An 18,364-nucleotide genomic window follows, 5' to 3' on the forward strand; every position below is an offset into this window, starting at 1 on the left:
CATTTATCCTTAAATTTGATATAATTACCAAAATTTAGGAGCAAATATGAAAAAGACAAAAATCGTAGCAACCATCGGTCCATCTAGTGATTCTATAGAGGTGATTAAATCCTTAATCCAAGAGGGCGTTAATGTATTTAGGCTGAATTTCTCACACGGCACGCACGAGTATCATAAATCCACAATTGAGAAGATCAAAGAAGCATCAAATACCCTTAAAATCAGAGTTGGAGTCTTACAAGATATTTGCGGACCAAAGATTAGAGTAGGGGCTTTAAATGAGCCTTTTGAGCTAAAAGCTGGTGATAGATTAAATGTATTAAAAGATAGCATAATTGGTCGTAAAAATGGCGAAATTTATGAGCTAAGTATCAATCAACCTCAAATTTTGTCTTTGATTAAAGAGGGTGAGTATATATATTTATATGATGGTAGCATTAAGGCTAGGGTGATAAAATGCTCACCTGATGTTATAGAGACTATTATAGAAAATGATGGGGTATTAAGCTCAAATAAGGGTGTGAATTTCCCAAATACCAATCTAAATATCGATGTTATCACTAAAAAAGATAGAGATGATATGCTTTGGGGAGCGCAAAATGGCGTGGATTTTGTAGCTATTAGCTTCGTTCAAAACGCAAATGATATTATAAATGCCAAGGCGATATTAAGAGATTTTGGCTCTAATGCTAAGGTTTTTGCTAAGATAGAGAAATTTGACGCAGTAGAAAATATAGATAGCATTATAGAAGCAAGCGATGGAATTATGGTAGCTCGTGGAGATTTAGGAATTGAGGTGCCATACTATAAAGTGCCAAGTATCCAAAAATTAATAATTAAAAAAGCCAACGCAGCCAATCGCCCAGTAATCACAGCTACTCAAATGATGCTTACAATGGCTAAGTGCCAAAGTGCTACTAGAGCTGAGATTAGTGATGTTGCCAATGCGGTATTAGATGGGACTGATGCGGTGATGCTAAGTGAAGAGAGCGCTGTAGGTATCAATCCAGTAGCGGTAGTAAAGGCTATGAGCGCTACTATATTGCAGAGTGAATCTATATATCCTTATGGTAAATTTGATGAGTTTGAATTTAGCGATGAGACAGATATGGTAGCTAGTGCTAGCTCGCATTTAGCTCAAAGAATCGGCGCTGATGCGATAATCTCTATCACTAGCAGTGGATCAAGTGCGATCAAAATGGCTAGAAATCGACCATCAATGCCGATAATTGCCGTAACACACGATGAGGACATAGCTAGAAGTATTACAATCGTATGGGGCGTGACTCCAAGCTTAGTTGTATCTAAAAATCAACTGAATTTACTTCTAGCCAATACAATTAAAGGGTTAAAAGATGCTGGGCTTATCAACTATGAATCGACATACACGCTCACAGCAGGATATCCAACAGGCAAAATAGGTAGCACAAACTATATAAGAATTCTAAGAAAAGATCAAATCGAGTATTATCTAAATGAGGTAAAATAGTGGAGAGATTAAATTTAAAAATCGGCAATAGCGATGTGGCTTTGATATATGAGCATAATAGCGAGTTACCTTTGGTGGGTTTGAAGCTTGTATTTAAGGTAGCTGGAATTTGTAATGAGAAAAAATATGGCGTAGCAAAATTAGCCGCTGAATTGCTAAGTGAGGGGAGCAAAAAGCTTAGTAGCAATGAGTTTAATAAAGCTTTGGATATGAGAGCTATTATGCTTGGGGCGAGTGCGGGGTTTGAGACATTTGAGATTAGTTTAGAGAGCTTGAGTGAGCATTTTGAATTTGGATTTAATATGCTTTTAGAGCTATTATCTAGCCCAAATTATGATAATAATATCTTAAAAAAATTAAAAACCCAAGCCCTTGGAGTTATCGCTTCAAATAGCATGGATTATGACTATCAAGCTAGTAACGCATTAAAAGAGATTTTGTATCCTAACTCACGCCTTGCGATACCTAGCATCGGGACGCCTAATAGTATTGAGAAAATCACTATTGATGATATTAAAGATTTTATAGATAGTAATTTAAATCTTGAGAATATGTTTATTGTATTAGGTGGTGATATTGGTGTAGATGAGGTTGAATTTGATAAATTTGCTAAGGTATTAAGTAGCGGTATGAAAAGAAATTTAAGCCAAATTCAAGTAAGCAGCGATGGGAATTTAAAGATAATTGATAAGCCAAGTGAGCAAGCTTATATATATTTTGGTTCGCCGATTAAATTTGATTTAAGGGATAAATTTAAGCTTAATGTAGCGATGTTTATCTTTGGTAGTAGCGGGTTTGGCTCTAGATTGATGGAGGAGATTAGGGTTAGGCGTGGGCTAGCTTATAGTGTCTATTGCTCGACTAATTTAAACTTAAGCTATAACTCAATGAGCGGATATCTACAGACTAAAAATGAGAGCAAAGATGAAGCTATAATGATTATAAAAGATGAGATAGCTAAATTTATCCAATATGGAGCCACCAAAGAGGAGCTAGAAGCGGCTAAAAATTTCTTACTTGGTAGTGAGCCACTTACTAAAGAGACGCTATTTAAGCGACTTGCCATAGCACAAAAAGAGCATTATCAAGGCTACGAGCTTGGAGAATTTGATATAAATTTAGGGCGAATTAAGGCTTTGGAGTTAGATGAATTAAATAAATTTATATTTAGCTTAAAAGATTTTAATAATCTTAGTATTGCTTGCTTATATAATGAGCAAAAATAGTGAAAGAGATTGAGGAATTAAAAGAGCTAGGCATAGCAAGTTTGCTTGATCTAGCTTTGATATTGCCAAAGAGTTTTGAGGATTTGCGTATAAAAAATCAGCCAAATTCAGGCGATAATAGCGTAGAAATAGAGATTAAATCTACGCTTACTCGCCCTAATACGCTTAATGTTTTGGCTTATTGTATCTCTTGGGATTGTAGTGTAAGTATTGTTATTTTTAATGCTAAAGCGTGGCATTATGCTTCATTTAAGCGTGGTAAGAGGCTTTATATCTATGGTAAAAGCATGTTATATAATGGAATTTGGCAGTTTAGCAATCCTAAGATTATAACCAAGGTTGGCCAGATTATCCCACATTATAAAAGATCTATAAAAGATAGCCAAATTCAAAAATTAATTCAAAAATATATAAGCCTTGACTCTTTAATCGCTCAAGGACTTGAAACTAATGAGGCTAATGAGATTTTATCTTTACATAATCTTAATGAGACAAATTCAGCTTTAAATTTAACCCCTAAGCAGATGGAAATTTTAAAATTTATTGAAATTTTTAACTATTTAAAAAAGCTTAGTGTAAAAAAAGTGCTATTTAAAGCCACTGCTATTAAGCCATATGATATTTCGCAGTGGTTGGATAATCTACCTTTTAAGCCTACTAATGACCAGCTAAAAGCGCTAAATGATATTAAAATCGATCTTGCTAAAGATCTATCAGCAAAACGAGTGATAATGGGAGATGTAGGTAGCGGTAAGACTTTAGTTATACTTGGTGCGGCACTTTTAAATTATCCAAATTTATCTATTTTAATGGCACCTACTACCATCCTTGCTACTCAGCTTTATAGTGAGGCAATACGGCTTTTACCGAAATTTATGAAGGTGGTATATCTACAAAAAGGCTCAAAAAATATAAATTTAGAAGATGCGAATTTGATAGTTGGTACTCACGTACTCTTATACCAAAATTTACCAAAAAGCACTCTAATAATGATCGATGAACAGCATAGATTTGGCTCAACTCAACGGCAAAAAATCGATGAATTAACTCGTGATGAAAGCCTAAGGGCGCACTTTTTACAATTTAGTGCGACACCGATTCCTAGGACGCTTTGTCTTATTGAGTCTGAGCTAGTTAGCTTTAGCTTTTTAAAGCAAACCCCATTTATTAAACAGATTAAAACGCTAATAATCCAAAATAGCGGATTTAACGCACTTTTAGAGCATATCAAAGCTCAAATTCAAGAAAATAAACAGACAATAATCATCTATCCGCTCATAGAAGATAGCCAAGTAAGCAACTATCAAAGCTTAAGCACGGCTGCTCCATTTTGGTTAAATAAATTTCAAAAGGTCTATATCACGCATGGCAAGGATAAGCAAAAAGATGATATTTTAGAGCAGTTTGCTAATGATGGCAATATCTTGCTAGCTACTACGATTGTTGAGGTTGGGATTTCGCTTCCTAGGCTCTCTACTATTGTTATAGTTGGTGCTGAGAAGTTAGGTCTTGCTTCGCTTCATCAGCTTCGTGGTAGGGTTAGCAGAAATGGCGGAGTTGGCTGGTGCTATCTATATACTAAGCTTGATAATATACCAAGTAGGCTTAAGGAATTTGCTAAAACTCTTGATGGATTTGAGGTGGCTAAGATAGATTTAAAAAACCGCCAAGCTGGAGATATTTTAGATGGGACAATTCAGCATGGAGCTACATTTGAATATTATGATATGGAAGAGGATATAGCTCAAAAAGCCAAAAGTAGATTAGCCGCTTTAAGGGGCAAATAGAGTTTGTGAATTTAGATTTTACTAAATTTTAGTATAATTAGACAAAAATCTAGGAAGAAGTATTGAATATAGATAAAATTCGCCAAAATATAATATTAAAAGATGGAATTTACTATTTTGATTGGACTGCTAGCGGGCTTGGGTATTTGCCTATTGAAGATGAGATAAGGCGAGTTTTAAAGACTTACGCTAACACTCATAGCGAGTGTAGCCAATGCTCAAATATCACGACAAATTATTATGAAAATGCAAGGGCTGGAATTAAAAGATTACTAAATTTACAAAGCGATTTTTTGCTTTTACCATGCGGACAAGGCAGCAGTGCGGCGATCAAAAAATTTCAAGAAATTATGGGAATTTATATTCCACCAGCTACCAAAATGGCGTTGAATATCAATTTTGATAGTATAAGGCGATCTTTGCCTTTAGTGATTGTTGGGCCATATGAGCACCATAGCAATGAGATTAGCTATAGAAGTGGAGCTTGTGAAGTGGTGCGAATACCTCTAGCTAGAGATGGCGGATTACACTGGGGGGAGCTAGATAAAATTTTAAAGATTAACGCTAATAGAAAGATTATAATTAGCATTAGTGCTGCTTCAAATGTAACTGGGATTAAAACTGATATAAAGGCTATAAATTCCATAGCAAAGCGGTATAATGCTGTAATTGCCATAGACGCTTCAAGCTTGATAGCGTATGAGAATGTAGATAGCTCTTTGTGTGATGCTATATTTATATCTTCGCATAAATTGCTTGGTGGGGTTGGTGGTTGCGGGATTTTAGCTATTAGAAAATCATTATTTAATACAAATTTGCCTACATTTTCAGCTGGTGGAACGGTTAGCTATGTTAGCAAAAAAAGTGTGCGTTATTTAGATGATATAGAGCAGATAGAAGATGCTGGAACTCCTGCCATTACTCAGCTTATCCGTGCGTATTTGGCTTTTGAGCTTAGAAATCAAGTGGGACTGGAGTTTATCAAAAATCAAAAAGATAGGCTGATGAGTAAATTCGAATATGGACTATCTCATATAAAAGGGGTGGTAAATTACGCTCCAAAAGATAAGGAAAAACTCGCTATTTTTGCTTTTAATATCAAAGGCATATCGCCATTTGATTTAGCTCAAACTCTAAGCTTGAAATTTGGAATTCAAAGTCGTGCTGGATGCTCATGTGCTGGACCATATGGACATGATCTTTTAGGGCTTAATGATGATGAACCGCTTAGCTTTAAGCCTGGCTGGTTAAGAGTTAGCCTTCACTGGTCTCATAGCGATGATGATGTGGATTATCTATTAAGTGCGATTAATCAAGCTAAAAAATATTTAGCTTGATCTTATCTAAGCTGTAAAATGGCTTAGCGATTAAATAAATTTTGAAGGCCGTTTATGAGATCTTTTGTGCCTTGAGTTTTCTCTTCGTCGCCTTTAAATAGCTTATTTAGCCCACGATCAATCTCTTTTGAAACCTTATCTTTTAGATAGTTAGAGCTAATAGCATACTTTGGCTGGTCGCTTGTGCCTGTGATATTTACAGCTATATCAGTCTTTTCTAAATTTGCTTTAACTGGGATATTTATAGCTTTTGAGGCGGTATCTAAACTAGCAGATGTAATGTTTATATCTGATTTTTGTGAGCTTAGCCAAGCGTTGAAATTAACCAAATTTTTATCTATTATCCCTTTTATATAGCCATCTTTATAGACTTCATTTGTTATATCTTTTTGAATTGTAGCGCTAATTAAATTTGTAAGATCACTCTTAGCTAATTGCCCTTTGGCTATATCAGCTTTGAAATCGCCTTTGGAGCTGTTTAGATCGTAATTAGCATTTAAAGTAGCCTCCCCTTGATAAAAAGCACTAAAATCTAAAAATTCCAAAAGCTTAGCAATCTCAAATTTAGGTAAGGTTAAATTTGCTTTATTATCCTTTATATCTATTTTGAGTTTTGAGCCGATAAAATCGCTATTTAAAGTAGCATTTATATTCTCATTTATAGAGATTTTACCGCTTGGATTTAGTGAGCCATTTAGCTTCATTCCAGTTAAAAACTCTAGCTTATCTAGCCTTGGAATATCGGCGTTATATATGGCTTCAAGGCTATTTTTATTTATATCATAGCTACCATCAAATTTGTTTATTGTGGCTAAATTTGAATTAATCGTAGTGGCAAAATGGATGGTGGAATTGGTAAAAGTGGGTTTGATATGTGCGTTAATGGTGGTATTTTGTGGGAAATTTTTATCTGTTAGAGCTTTTAAATTTGCCGCATTTAACACCCCATTTTCTAGTCTTATCTCGCCCTTGCCATTTAAATTAGCAATATCAATGCTATCAAGATTTAGCTCCCCATTTAACTCCCCGCTTAAAAGTGGCTTTTGACCAATCATCAAAAAGAGATTTTGAGCCAAAATATTTTGAATTTTAGCCTTTAATTTGCCATTATCTATATTAGCACTAATCAACCCATCAATAGCCTTAATATCTAAATTTGCACTTTTTAATGGTAATTTTTGATTATTCAAATCCCCTATTAAATCTGCGTTTATAGCGATTTGACCTATTAGTTTGGCTCCAGAAATATTGCCTAATTTAGCAAGGTCTGGTGCTACTATTTGGGTACTAGCTTTTGCGATTTTTTGCGTTAGATTATAGTTTGCATTTAGGCTATTTATATTTAAAATTTCAGATTTTAAATTCGCGTTTAGATTAGCATCATCGCCCTTTAAATCTGCTTTTATATTTGAGTTAAATGCGATATTTTTATTTATATTTGAGCCAATCATCTTATTTAATTCACTAGCATTAAATAGCCCACCATTTATATCTATTTTTATATCTCCAGCTCTTTTATTAGGGTCATTTAACCCTATTATTGTGGCGTTGCCGTTGATACTTCCATCTGCTAGTGCTGGCATAGATATGAGTTTTAAAAGCTCATTTAATTTAATTTTTTTAATATCTGCTTTTACCTCATTATTTGCCATTTTAGCTGTTATTACGCCGCCTAATCCATTAATATCAGCATCTAAAAACTTTAAATTGGCTCCAACTATCTTAGTATTAGCCTTAGCCGTGATCTCTCCATGTAGTTTTTGACCGATTATAGGCTCAAGTCTAGCCAAATTTGGAATATTTAAATTTATATCGCTATTTAAGGCATTTTCATCAATATTATATATTGAATTTAAAGCTGCGATAACGGCAACTGGCGTGGTAATCACGCTTTTAGCCTTAGCAACTCTACCATCTAAGTTTAAATTTGAGTTTGCTTTTATTGTGAAATTTTGTGGCAAATTTACACCATAATCAGCAGCCACTAACTCGCTATTTACTATAGAATTTGGGATATTTAAAGTAGCATTTCCATTGTAATTTCCATCGTTACTACCAATATCAGCTATGATATTCATCTTGCCTTTTATATATGGCTTTCCTAATGCTATGGAGCTAATTTGTGCTAGCTCAAGCGATCTAGCATCTAGCTTTATCTCAACTGGAGCAAAATTGGCAATTCTAGTAGCAAAACGCAAATTTGACCCAACTATCGTCCCACTACCATTAGCAATAAAATTATTAAATTCGCCTAAAATAGCACCATTTAAGCTTATATTATCTTTAATATCCACCCCAAAACTACTTAAATCGCTTGTGCTAGCGGTGTAGTTAAGGTCTAATTTTTGGGTAAATAGGCTGTAATTACCATAAATTCTAGCTTTTAAGGCATTATTTACACTAACGGTAATATCAAGAGTGCTGATAGATAGCTTAAACTCATCAAGCCTTATATCCATTCCGCTCTTTTGAGATGCTATCTTTTGTATATATGGCTTTGTTATGCTATTTCCAACGCTACTAAAAAGCAGGGTATAAGCAATAGCCAAAAGCACGGCTAAGCTTCCTAAAATCCAGTATAAAACTCTCATCTAAATTCCTTAAAAAAATTTATTTAATTATACTCAAATCTAGCTTAATAAATTAAATTTGCTAGTTATAGAGAAATTTTATTAAGCTTGAGTGGATTAGACTAAATGTTTTTGATAATTTTTATTTAAATTTGGGGTAAATTTATTGACATATATATAAAATTATGATATATTTTCATCACTCAAATATATAGAGTGCTAATTTTTAAATCAGACTACATGAAAGGATCAAAATGAATTTTTTACCATTAGGTAAGCGTGTGCTTGTAGAGAGGGAAGAAGAGCTTAAAACTACAGCTTCAGGTATTATCATTCCAGATAATGCTTCTAAAGAAAAACCAAGTCAAGGTAAAGTTGTAGCTGTTAGCAAAGAAGCAGAGGGTCTTAGCGTAGGTGATACGGTTGTATTTGCTAAATATAGCGGTAGCGAAATTACGCTTAATGATAAAAAATATCTAGTTTTAAATACAGAAGATATTTTAGGAATTATAAAATAATAAAAGGATAAAAGATGGCAAAAGAGATTATATTTGCAGATGATGCTAGAAATAGACTATACAATGGTGTTAAAAAATTAAGCGACGCGGTCAAAGTAACAATGGGACCAAGAGGACGCAATGTGCTTTTACAAAAGAGCTTTGGCGCCCCAACAATCACAAAAGATGGCGTTAGCGTAGCTAAAGAGATTGAACTAGCTGATACTATAGAAAATATGGGCGCAGGTTTAGTAAGAGAAGTAGCTAGCAAAACAAACGATGAAGCAGGCGATGGCACTACAACTGCTACAGTTTTGGCTCATGCTATATTTAAAGAAGGTTTAAGAAATATCACAGCTGGAGCAAATCCAATCGAAGTAAAAAGAGGTATGGATAAATTCGCTACTGCGGTGATAAACGAGCTTAAAAACGCATCTAAAAAAGTAGAAGGCAAAAAAGAGATCGCCCAAGTAGCTACTATCTCAGCAAATAGCGATACAAGCGTAGGAGATCTAATAGCTGAGGCTATGGAAAAAGTAGGCAAAGATGGAGTTATCACAGTTGAAGAGGCTAAATCAATAAATGATGAGTTAAATGTAGTTGAGGGTATGCAGTTTGATAGAGGCTATCTAAGCCCATATTTCATCACAAATGCAGAGAAGATGCAAGTTGAGTTAAGCAGCCCATTTATACTATTATTTGATAAAAAAATATCAAATTTAAAAGATCTTTTACCAGTTTTAGAACAAATCCAAAAAACAGGCAAACCTCTACTAATTATCGCCGAAGATATAGAGGGTGAGGCTTTAGCAACTTTAGTTGTCAATAAACTTCGTGGCGTGCTAAATATCTCAGCAGTTAAAGCACCTGGCTTTGGTGATAGAAGAAAAGCTATGCTAGAAGATATCGCTATTTTAACAGGTGGCGAAGTAATTAGCGAAGAGCTAGGTAGAACTTTGGAGAGTGTTAGTATAAATGATCTAGGTCAAGCTGATAGAGTAGTAATCGACAAAGATAACACTACAATCGTAAATGGCGCTGGCTCAAAAGAGGCGATAGACGCTAGAATCAGCCAAATCAAAGCTCAAATAGCTGAAACTACAAGCGACTATGACAAAGAAAAACTTCAAGAAAGATTGGCTAAATTAAGTGGTGGTGTAGCAGTTATCAAAGTCGGAGCCGCTACTGAAACTGAAATGAAAGAGAAAAAAGATAGAGTAGATGATGCTCTAAACGCTACTAAAGCAGCAGTAGAAGAGGGCATCGTGATAGGCGGCGGTGCTGCTTTGATTAAGGCTGGAAATAAAGTAGATTTGAATTTAAAAGGCGATGAGCTAATCGGCGCTGATATCGTCAAGCGTGCTTTATTTGCTCCACTTCGCCAAATAGCTGAAAATGCTGGATTTGATGCTGGTGTGGTAGCTCACGCAGTAAGCAGTGCTGATAAGGCAAATTACGGATTTAACGCTGCTAGCGGAGAGTATGTAGATATGTTTGAAGCTGGTATTATAGATCCTGTTAAAGTAGAACGCATAGCACTTCAAAATGCTGTTAGCGTAGCTAGCTTGCTACTTACTACAGAAGCTACAGTAAGCGAAATCAAAGAGGATAAACCAGCTATGCCAGCAATGCCTGATATGGGCGGTATGGGTGGAATGGGCGGTATGATGTAAGCCCGATTTGGCAGCCTTTTTGGCTGTCAAATTTATATAAATTTTTATATAATTCAGATTTTTAACACAATTAAATCATAAATTCTATCATTAACACAACTTAATTCTTATTTACTCATCGTAACAAAACAAATATATTGAAATTGGATTTTAAAGATTAAATTTAATAATTTTTAGGCAAAAAGTATGCTTTAGTATCGATATAATTTATTTTTTATTATAACTTCGCAGTGGAGTTAAGCCCCACTTTGGCGAAAATTTGGAATAAAAACCAAAATCCGTGCTAAAGAACCAAACACTCTTGTGCTTTGCACTCTCTTTGAGAAAGTCCTCATAAATGGGGTACCCCGCCTGCGGGGACTTTAGGGGTTTCCAAAACCAGCGAATGCGACGGCTTTAGCCGAGGTTTCTGTGAAAGGCTCACCTTTGGTCGCAAAGACTAGCTTGGCTCTAGCGAAGTAAAAAGTAGTTAAAAATAATTAAAAAGGATATAAATGAAACTTGTATATAAAAGTAGCTTTGATAGTAAGCAACTACTAGATGATAACATGAGTGATGAGTATATAAATCCGTTTTGTGATTTTGATATGCTTTTAGATCTATATTACGCAAATGTTTATCACGCAAGAAGCATAAGAATAAAATCAAATTTACTCTCTCAAATAGAGATAGAAAAGAGTAATATAGATAAATTTCTACCAGGTGGTATAAGCCCAAAATACTTTTTAAAAGTTTTTACTCTAAATTTAGAGCTATACGGAAATGCTGGGATTGAGAGTGCTGGGAATAAAAATAGCTTTTATATGTATAATATAAAAGGCAATAAACTAAGGCTTGGCAAGCAGGGCGAAATTTTCCAAGTTTTAAATAGTGAAGTTAAAAAGCTAGATGGATTTGTCCTTAAATACTATAGCCCCAAAAGCCACTACTATGGTGAGCCTGATTATTTAGCTACACTTAAGCAGATTATGCTAAATCAAAAAGCTGATATTTACAATGAGAAGTTTTTTGACAATGGGGCTAGACCAGATATGGCTATCATATATGAAAATGCCGAGCCTTCACAAGAGCAGCTAAATGCCTTTAAAGATTTCTTTGGAAACTCATTTAAAGGCTATCAAAACTCACATAATACTCTAGTTTTATTTGGCAATGATATAGGTGATAAAGATGCAAAAATTCGCTTTGAGAAGCTTGGAAATATAGAAGATATTAGCTTTGAGAAGCTTAAAAAAGTAGCTCGTGATGAGATAGTAGCGGCTCACGGCTTACCGCCAAGGCTTTTAGGCATTACTGAAAGCTCAGCTCTTGGGGGAAGCGGTGAACTTATAGGACAACTTCATCAGTTTAACGAGATAGAGATAAAGCCAAAAATTGAGCTTATAGAGAGTTTTTTTGATAGTATCAATATAAAGCTAAGGCTTAAACCAATTGATGTAACTAACTTTAAAGATGATGGCGAAATAGTAACTAATCTAATAAATAGCGGTATCATAAGCGTCCATGAAGCTAGAGAGATCCTAGGCTGGCAAAAGAGCTTAAAAGGACAATAATGAAATATACTAAAGAGTTTAAAGAAGAGTGCGTAAATTTGCTCAAAAGTGGTGTTTCGGCTCTAGCGCTTAGTAAGCAAACTGGCTGTAGCCGCCCCACACTAGCTAATTGGCTAAAGGCTTATGAAAAAGAGAATTTTAGCATAGAAAATGCTATTAAATTTACTAAAGCCAAAATTGGAGAGCTAAGCAAAAAGCCTAACCCATCAACCGATGAAGTTGTAATGATGAGTGAGCTAGTTTCTGCTTTAGCTAAGCTTGAAAATGGCGTAAAAAAGGTAAAAAGCATAAAACCACGCCCAAGTTATAAATATGAACTCACCAACTGCTAATGAGCTAAAAAACGCATTTTAGACCATGGCGGTCTTTTTAACTACCAGCGTGAATTTTTAAACTCAAATGATACTTTCAGAATAGTGCTAAAAAGCCGCCAAATAGGCTTTTCTTATGTTAGCTCAGCTGGATGCACTAATTGGCGCAGTAGCTGGGCGTAATCAGCTATTTTTATCTGCTAGTGAAGAACAAGCTTTAATCTTGATGAGATATATGCGAAGCTGGGCTAAGGAGTATGGCATAAATTTTGCTAAAGATAGCGAACACGAAGTAGTGCTGGATAACGGCGCATATATAAAATCTCTAGCTAATAACTTTAGAACCATTCAGGGCTTTACTGGTGATATCTGGATGGATGAGTTTGCCTGGTATCCAAACCCTAAGAGAATTTGGCACGCATTTGTCCCTAGTATCGGAGCGATTAAAGGGCGTTTAACTATACTTTCAACGCCATTTGAAGAGCATAGTCTTTTTCATGAGCTTTACAGTGATGAGAGCAAATACTATATGTTTAAACGCTTTTGCGTAAATATCTATAGAGCTATAGATGATGGGCTAGACTTTGATCTTGAGACTATGAGAGATCTCTTTGATGCTGATACCTGGGCGAGTGCTTATGAGTGTCAGTTTGTAGATGATGAGAGTAGTCTGCTCTCAATATCGCTTATAAAATCTTGCGTAGATGATAAGGCTACTTACTTCACGCCAAAAAGTAGTGAGACAATTTATGCTGGATTTGATGTAGGTAGGGTAAATGACCGCTCAACCTTAGCTGGAGTTATCTTAGAAAATGGAGTGTATAAAACTGCTATGATGGATGTGCTAGCTAAGGCTAAATTTGAAGAGCAAAAAGAGCATTTAAATGCCTTTTTAAAGACATATCCGCTTAGCGTTTTAAAGATAGACAAAACTGGTATTGGTATGAATTTAGCTGAGAATATGCATAGTAAATTTAAAAGTAGAGTAAGTGGCGTGTGGTTTTCTAACACTAGAAAAGAAGAGATGGCGCTAAATTTAAAAAAAGCCTTTGAAGATAAGCTCATCAAGATACCAAATGATCCACTTTTAATAGCTGATATCCACGCTATAAAGCGAACTATAGGGGCTAAAAGCTTTAAATACGATGCTAAAAGAAATGAATACGGACACGCTGATCGCTTCTGGGCTTTAGCCTTAGCCCTATCTCACATTAGCATAGTAAGAAGCAAAAAAGGCGGCGGAGCATTGATTATATAAATATAGGGTTGCCCTTATTAAAATCTGAGCTTTAGCTCAGCAACCTTGAAAGGCTTAGTAAAGCCGTAGGCTTTCATAAAATAAAAATGCCAAACTGGGAAGGGGTTGGGATCTTAAGGGATAGGGGAAACTGTTTTGGCTTTCAAATTATAGTTTCCCCTGTCCCTTAAAGAAAAAAATAAAAACTTTGATATCAAAGAAATTCTTTTTCTTTTTAAGTGGGAAGGGGGACGCTTTTTGGCAGACGCTACCCCTTCCCCCTTAACAACCCCTAACCCCTTGTAAAAGCCTTTCAAGGTGGTGGCTAACGCCACTGATTTTATAAGGGTACCCCATTTATGGGGACTTTCTCAAAGAGAGTGCAAAGCACAAGAGTGTGAGGTCAAGCCGATGGGGCTTGCCGCAAAGGTCGGTTCTGCTGACCTGAGGAGTAAAAAATATGAATATAATTTACAAAAAATTTCTATTTAGAGTTGGCACTGAGACGGCAAATGAAGCTAAAACTATAGCTCCATATAAAACAGGCAATCTAAAAAAAGATATAAAAGTCATTAGCTATAGCCACAAAAAAGTAATAGTAGGCAATACAAAACTCGCACCATATGCTAAATTTGTCCATTTTGGTACTAAGCCACATATAATTAAGGCTAAAAACAAAAAAGTATTAGCTGCTAAAGGCAAAATATTTGGCAAAAAGGTAAATCACCCAGGAACTAAGGCCAGTCCATATCTAAAAAACGCTTTAGATAGCTATATAAAAGGCGAGGGATTTACAAGGGCAAAATCCGCCCTTGTAAGAGATATAAAACAAGGCATCATAACTGATATTAAAAAGGGCTTTAAATAGAGTTTTTAAGGGCATTATCTAAAGCCCTTATATGACTAAAGCTCATATGGTATAGCTTACCGCAAGCGACTTTTAACATTGCTTCCATTTTATTAAAGGCTTTGATAAACTCTATTTTCCATCTATAAGCCTTCTCGCCAGTAAAGCCCATAACGAGCAGTGAAAAGCCGGCGCTAAAAGCTTTATTTACGACAGCGACCGAAACGAGCACGGCCACGCAGATAGGTTTTGGGCTTTAGCGCTTGCATTAAGCTATTTTGAAAAGGTTAGGGATAAAGGGGAAAGGCGTATATAATAAACTAGATAATGGCGTAAGCCACCTTTTTATCCGCTTATTACTTTTGTTTATTTATACAAAAACCCTTTAAAATACCGTGAGTATTTTTGAATTAATTGCATAATTTAATATTATTTGGTATAATTTTTGCTAAAATAGGTTTCAAAATTTATAAATATACTTAAAAAATTTAGAATACTAATTGTATCAAAATTTAATATAATTTAACCATAATTAAAACGAAAGGAGTAAAAATGAAAGCGTTAGAGGTAGCAAAATATGTTGTAACAAAATGCAAAAAAGAAGAGTGCCCTATTAGTAACTTACAGCTTCAAAAAATACTCTATTATATACAGCATGATTTTTTAAAAAAAAATAACAAACCACTATTTGATGATGATTTTGAAGCTTGGAAATTTGGACCAGTTGTACCTAGCGTCTATTATGAGTACTCATATTTGGGGGCATTAAAAATTTATGAAGAATATGACAATTACGATAAAATAATACAGAATTTAGGTGATAATATTTCACTAATAGACAGTACTGTCTGCAAAAAACGTAATATGGATCCTTGGACGCTAGTTAGCCAGACGCACGCGAAAGGTAAGGCATGGGATATTATTTTTAAAGATGGTGCTGGATTTGGAGATGTGATACCAAAACAGCAGATAAAAGATAATGCTTTCTGATATAAATCCTCATCTTGATAAAAAACACCGAATCATAAAAGATGTTTTGTGCTCTTTGTCTAAACAAAACGCCCTACGAGATAAAAGCGGTCAGTTTAGGCTTAACGGCAATATCGATAAATTAAAAGAAGTGTATGTTAGTAGTACCGACAACGCTAGCGAAGATTTCAGGCATAAATATTCAAAAATTTTCCTTATATTATCAAGAATAGACAGAGAGAAAAACAAACTAAGTATAGATAATTTAATGGAGGCGATAGAGGAGGCTAGAGCTTATATTGAAGACGAAAGCAATGGTTACTCCACTAATTTTGTGAATAAATTTTTAAAACTATACGATCATGTTGTTTTAGAAATTTTACAAATAAAATACATGCGTGAAATTGAAAATAAAGGTGAAAATAATAATTCGGAGACCATAAAAAAATTAAAAGATGCACAAAAATTAGCCGAAAATGCAAGCAATAGTGCCAGTAAGGCAACCAAAAAAATAAACGATATGCAAAAAGAATATATTACTATTTTAGGTATCTTTGCCTCTATCGTTTTTGCATTTGTTGCAGGACTTACTTTTTCTACATCGGTCCTTTCCAATATACACCAAGCAAGTGTATACAGATTATCGTTTATCGTTTGTCTAATAGGTCTATTTATAACAAACATATTACACTATTTATATGCCTTTATCAGAGAGATACATTTTTCAAAAATAAATCAGGACTTCGAAAAACAAAAAGAGTGCACTATTTTCTTAAAATCTTTAAAAAACGGATTTTGTAATAGCTATATTTTTAGATTTAATTTATTTATTACATGCATTATGTGCGCAATTTTTATATATTGGCGTTTTTTTGATATGAATACTAAAAACTACATCGACCAAAATACTAGTAAAATACATCAGCGTACTGAAAGAAACAGCACCGCCCAAAAGGGTAACGACTCTATTGTCGAGCCTAATATAAACAAGAATAGCAATACTCAATAAATTTAAATATTTAAACTGCTTATTGTTAAGTGTTTTTACCCTTTTAGAGTTATCCTTTAAAATTCGCTTTGATATACTCTAGTGCGTCTATAAATGAGCCAGTGAATTTATATCCATTTTTTACCACTTCAAATTCGCAAATTTCTTGCATTAATTCATCATCTCTAGCTACGCTTAGTAGCTCATCAGTGATTTTGCAAATATCAAAAAAGTGCATAATCTTGCCATTTACTGCTTCAAATGTGGCAAATCCATACTTATCACATCTCTTATAATCTATATTTTTAAAGTCATCTATAGAGCCATCCATAATTTTCTTTCTATAATCTGCTTCTATTATTCCCCATTCTATATCTAAATATAAAAATATCAAAATTTTTCTCATTTAAACCACCTTGCAAATATACTGCTTTTTATAATTTCCCCTTGGGTTAATACACTATTTTTTTTAAAATACTTCTCTAGTGAGTTGGTAGGTTTATAAATTGTCACCAGCTCCACACCATCAAATACCAAAAAATATCCATTTTGACTCATTGCGTTAAGCCTATTTGGGTTTTTATTATTTACCGCTACTCTCTCAATAGAATTTAACGCTCTAACTATATCTCTTTTATGAGCTTTTTTATGTAGTGGCATAGAGTGATTGCCACTGCCAAAATAGTTATCTTTGCTTAGCACTCTTTCTACCCCAGTTTTATCTATATGTTTTACTACTTCATCTTTGCTTAGTGGGCTTGTGTTTTTCATCACCACTCCATCTATCACCTCTTCATCAATCCACACAGGCACCACCTCCGTGCGACATCTAAAATGATATGGTGGTAATCCAAAATTCTTAGGCAAAATTTTACCATAAAACGCACCATTTCGCCAAGTAGCTGCTGCTTTTTTCTCATCTATACTTTTAGCGTTTTGTATATTCCTACTTTGAGCCTCTATATGTGAAGCTGGCACTATGCGGCCATTCATAGATCTGCAGCACTGGCTAGTCCTGCTATCTATCCTAGCTACTACTTTATAGTATTCCACACCATTTTTAGAAGCTTCATTGACCCTTGAGATATTTTGCATTTGGCTGATGATATGATCGCTTACCCCTTCAAAGTAGCTAGTATTGACTGATAATACGCCTTTGAATTTCTCTCTCATTATCTCCCCAGCTTTAACTCTTGGGATTTTGCCTTCAAATATCTCTTGTGTAATATCCTTTAGCTCATCGCTTACCTTAGCATTAAACTCCCCTTTTATCCAGTAAAAGTTCTCTCTCATAACCTTTATAGCCCTAGCATCAACACTATCAAATCTCAAATCACTCCTACCACCCACCCCTTCTAAAAAACTACGATACAGATCCTCATAATTTATATCTTTTATATGAATATCTAAATTTTCTAATCTATCTTTTATGATGCTCTTTAGCTCAGGGCTATCATAATTACTCATCACAGCCATATAGATCTCTTCTAGCGCCTCTTTTAGCTCTTCATTTGCCCTAGTTCCAAGCGTTGTTATCATCTCATCTATCAATTTTTGCTTATCTTTGCTCTTTGCGATTTTATGTTTTATTAGTTTTTGTATTAGACTCATCTATATACTCCTTAAATTCACTCACTAAGTATCTAGCCTCTAAATGCTTTGCTAAGACTCTCTCATTTGTCTCAAATGTCTTATGACAAGCATTACACCGCCTAAAACGCCTATTTTCTAGCCCTTTAATCGTAGCTATCACGCTAGTTTTACCACTAGCACAAAACGGACATATCATAGTAATTCCTTAAAGCTATTTTAACTTCGCAAGACGGAGCTAAGCCCCACTTTGCGACTAAAGTTTAATTTACACAATATTATTCTTATTC

Annotated in this window: 17 protein-coding genes; 12 read left to right on the forward strand and 5 right to left on the reverse strand. The window is 34.7% G+C overall.

From position 1 onward, the window contains the following. The first annotated feature begins 46 nt into the window (after positions 1 to 46). The 4 genes from pyk (at position 47) to CSUIS19072_RS05010 (ending at position 5,839) form a co-directional block, all read left to right on the forward strand. Positions 47 to 1,489, forward strand: a complete 1,443-nt coding sequence (gene pyk, locus CSUIS19072_RS04995) for a pyruvate kinase (RefSeq protein ID WP_086293061.1) — start codon at positions 47 to 49, stop codon at positions 1,487 to 1,489. Continuing rightward, positions 1,489 to 2,715, forward strand: coding sequence for a M16 family metallopeptidase (locus CSUIS19072_RS05000; protein ID WP_086293059.1), 1,227 nt, complete (start codon positions 1,489 to 1,491; stop codon positions 2,713 to 2,715). Before pyk ends, CSUIS19072_RS05000 begins: the two co-directional genes overlap by 1 nt. Further along, complete coding sequence (gene recG / locus CSUIS19072_RS05005; RefSeq protein WP_236847911.1) at positions 2,715 to 4,502, forward strand: ATP-dependent DNA helicase RecG; 1,788 nt, start codon at positions 2,715 to 2,717, stop codon at positions 4,500 to 4,502. The genes CSUIS19072_RS05000 and recG overlap by 1 nt, the downstream gene beginning before the upstream one ends. Positions 4,503 to 4,564: 62 nt before the next feature. After that, complete coding sequence (locus CSUIS19072_RS05010) at positions 4,565 to 5,839, forward strand: aminotransferase class V-fold PLP-dependent enzyme (protein WP_086242533.1); 1,275 nt, start codon at positions 4,565 to 4,567, stop codon at positions 5,837 to 5,839. 23 nt (positions 5,840 to 5,862) lie between these two features. Here CSUIS19072_RS05010 and CSUIS19072_RS05015 read toward each other — a convergent pair whose 3' ends face one another. Continuing rightward, positions 5,863 to 8,430 carry a hypothetical protein gene (locus tag CSUIS19072_RS05015; protein WP_086293055.1) on the reverse strand — a complete coding sequence of 856 codons (2,568 nt, stop codon included), beginning with the start codon at positions 8,428 to 8,430 and terminating at the stop codon, positions 5,863 to 5,865. Between the two features lie 233 nt (positions 8,431 to 8,663). Between CSUIS19072_RS05015 and groES the strand changes: the two genes are divergently transcribed. The 6 genes from groES (at position 8,664) to CSUIS19072_RS05045 (ending at position 14,548) form a co-directional block, all read left to right on the forward strand. After that, complete coding sequence (gene groES, locus CSUIS19072_RS05020; protein WP_086237652.1) at positions 8,664 to 8,927, forward strand: co-chaperone GroES; 264 nt, start codon at positions 8,664 to 8,666, stop codon at positions 8,925 to 8,927. Positions 8,928 to 8,941: 14 nt separating this feature from the next. After that, the gene (gene groL / locus CSUIS19072_RS05025) at positions 8,942 to 10,579 is read left to right on the forward strand and encodes a chaperonin GroEL (RefSeq protein ID WP_086237653.1); all 1,638 of its coding nucleotides are present in this window, start codon (positions 8,942 to 8,944) and stop codon (positions 10,577 to 10,579) included. A gap of 494 nt (positions 10,580 to 11,073) precedes the next feature. Further along, positions 11,074 to 12,132, forward strand: a complete 1,059-nt coding sequence (locus CSUIS19072_RS05030; protein ID WP_086293053.1) for a phage portal protein — start codon at positions 11,074 to 11,076, stop codon at positions 12,130 to 12,132. Beyond that, positions 12,132 to 12,464, forward strand: a complete 333-nt coding sequence (locus CSUIS19072_RS05035) for a transposase (RefSeq protein ID WP_086237655.1) — start codon at positions 12,132 to 12,134, stop codon at positions 12,462 to 12,464. The genes CSUIS19072_RS05030 and CSUIS19072_RS05035 overlap by 1 nt, the downstream gene beginning before the upstream one ends. Positions 12,465 to 12,579: 115 nt before the next feature. Further along, positions 12,580 to 13,701: a terminase large subunit domain-containing protein gene (locus CSUIS19072_RS05040; protein WP_236847910.1), complete on the forward strand. Its 1,122-nt coding sequence runs from the start codon at positions 12,580 to 12,582 to the stop codon at positions 13,699 to 13,701. Between the two features lie 439 nt (positions 13,702 to 14,140). Continuing rightward, the gene (locus tag CSUIS19072_RS05045; protein ID WP_086237656.1) at positions 14,141 to 14,548 is read left to right on the forward strand and encodes an HK97 gp10 family phage protein; all 408 of its coding nucleotides are present in this window, start codon (positions 14,141 to 14,143) and stop codon (positions 14,546 to 14,548) included. Here the strand turns inward: CSUIS19072_RS05045 and CSUIS19072_RS08545 are convergent. After that, a complete protein-coding gene (locus tag CSUIS19072_RS08545) occupies positions 14,541 to 14,699 on the reverse strand; it encodes a hypothetical protein (protein WP_086298547.1) in 159 nt (52 codons plus the stop codon). The two genes, CSUIS19072_RS05045 and CSUIS19072_RS08545, sit on opposite strands and share 8 nt — an antisense overlap. A 380-nt stretch (positions 14,700 to 15,079) precedes the next feature. Between CSUIS19072_RS08545 and CSUIS19072_RS05055 the strand changes: the two genes are divergently transcribed. Further along, positions 15,080 to 15,517 (forward strand): Panacea domain-containing protein, encoded by a 438-nt coding sequence (locus CSUIS19072_RS05055; RefSeq protein WP_086237657.1) that lies wholly within the window; start codon positions 15,080 to 15,082, stop codon positions 15,515 to 15,517. Continuing rightward, entirely contained in the window at positions 15,507 to 16,505 is a 999-nt protein-coding gene (locus tag CSUIS19072_RS05060; protein WP_086237658.1) for a hypothetical protein, read from the forward strand. Before CSUIS19072_RS05055 ends, CSUIS19072_RS05060 begins: the two co-directional genes overlap by 11 nt. A gap of 49 nt (positions 16,506 to 16,554) precedes the next feature. On the opposite strand, the gene CSUIS19072_RS05065 is transcribed toward CSUIS19072_RS05060, so the two are convergent. Genes CSUIS19072_RS05065 through CSUIS19072_RS05075 form a run of 3 tightly spaced genes read right to left on the reverse strand, consistent with a single transcriptional unit; the run spans position 16,555 to position 18,273 of the window. Further along, on the reverse strand, positions 16,555 to 16,890 hold the full coding sequence (locus CSUIS19072_RS05065; RefSeq protein ID WP_086237659.1) for a hypothetical protein: 336 nt from the start codon (positions 16,888 to 16,890) through the stop codon (positions 16,555 to 16,557). After that, on the reverse strand, positions 16,887 to 18,095 hold the full coding sequence (locus tag CSUIS19072_RS05070; protein WP_180379400.1) for a hypothetical protein: 1,209 nt from the start codon (positions 18,093 to 18,095) through the stop codon (positions 16,887 to 16,889). Before CSUIS19072_RS05070 ends, CSUIS19072_RS05065 begins: the two co-directional genes overlap by 4 nt. Continuing rightward, positions 18,064 to 18,273 carry an NrdR family transcriptional regulator gene (locus CSUIS19072_RS05075; protein WP_086237660.1) on the reverse strand — a complete coding sequence of 70 codons (210 nt, stop codon included), beginning with the start codon at positions 18,271 to 18,273 and terminating at the stop codon, positions 18,064 to 18,066. Before CSUIS19072_RS05075 ends, CSUIS19072_RS05070 begins: the two co-directional genes overlap by 32 nt. Positions 18,274 to 18,364: the final 91 nt, after the last annotated feature.

Source organism: Campylobacter sp. RM19072, from assembly GCF_024723485.1.
In the GTDB taxonomy this organism is placed as follows: domain Bacteria; phylum Campylobacterota; class Campylobacteria; order Campylobacterales; family Campylobacteraceae; genus Campylobacter; species Campylobacter porcelli.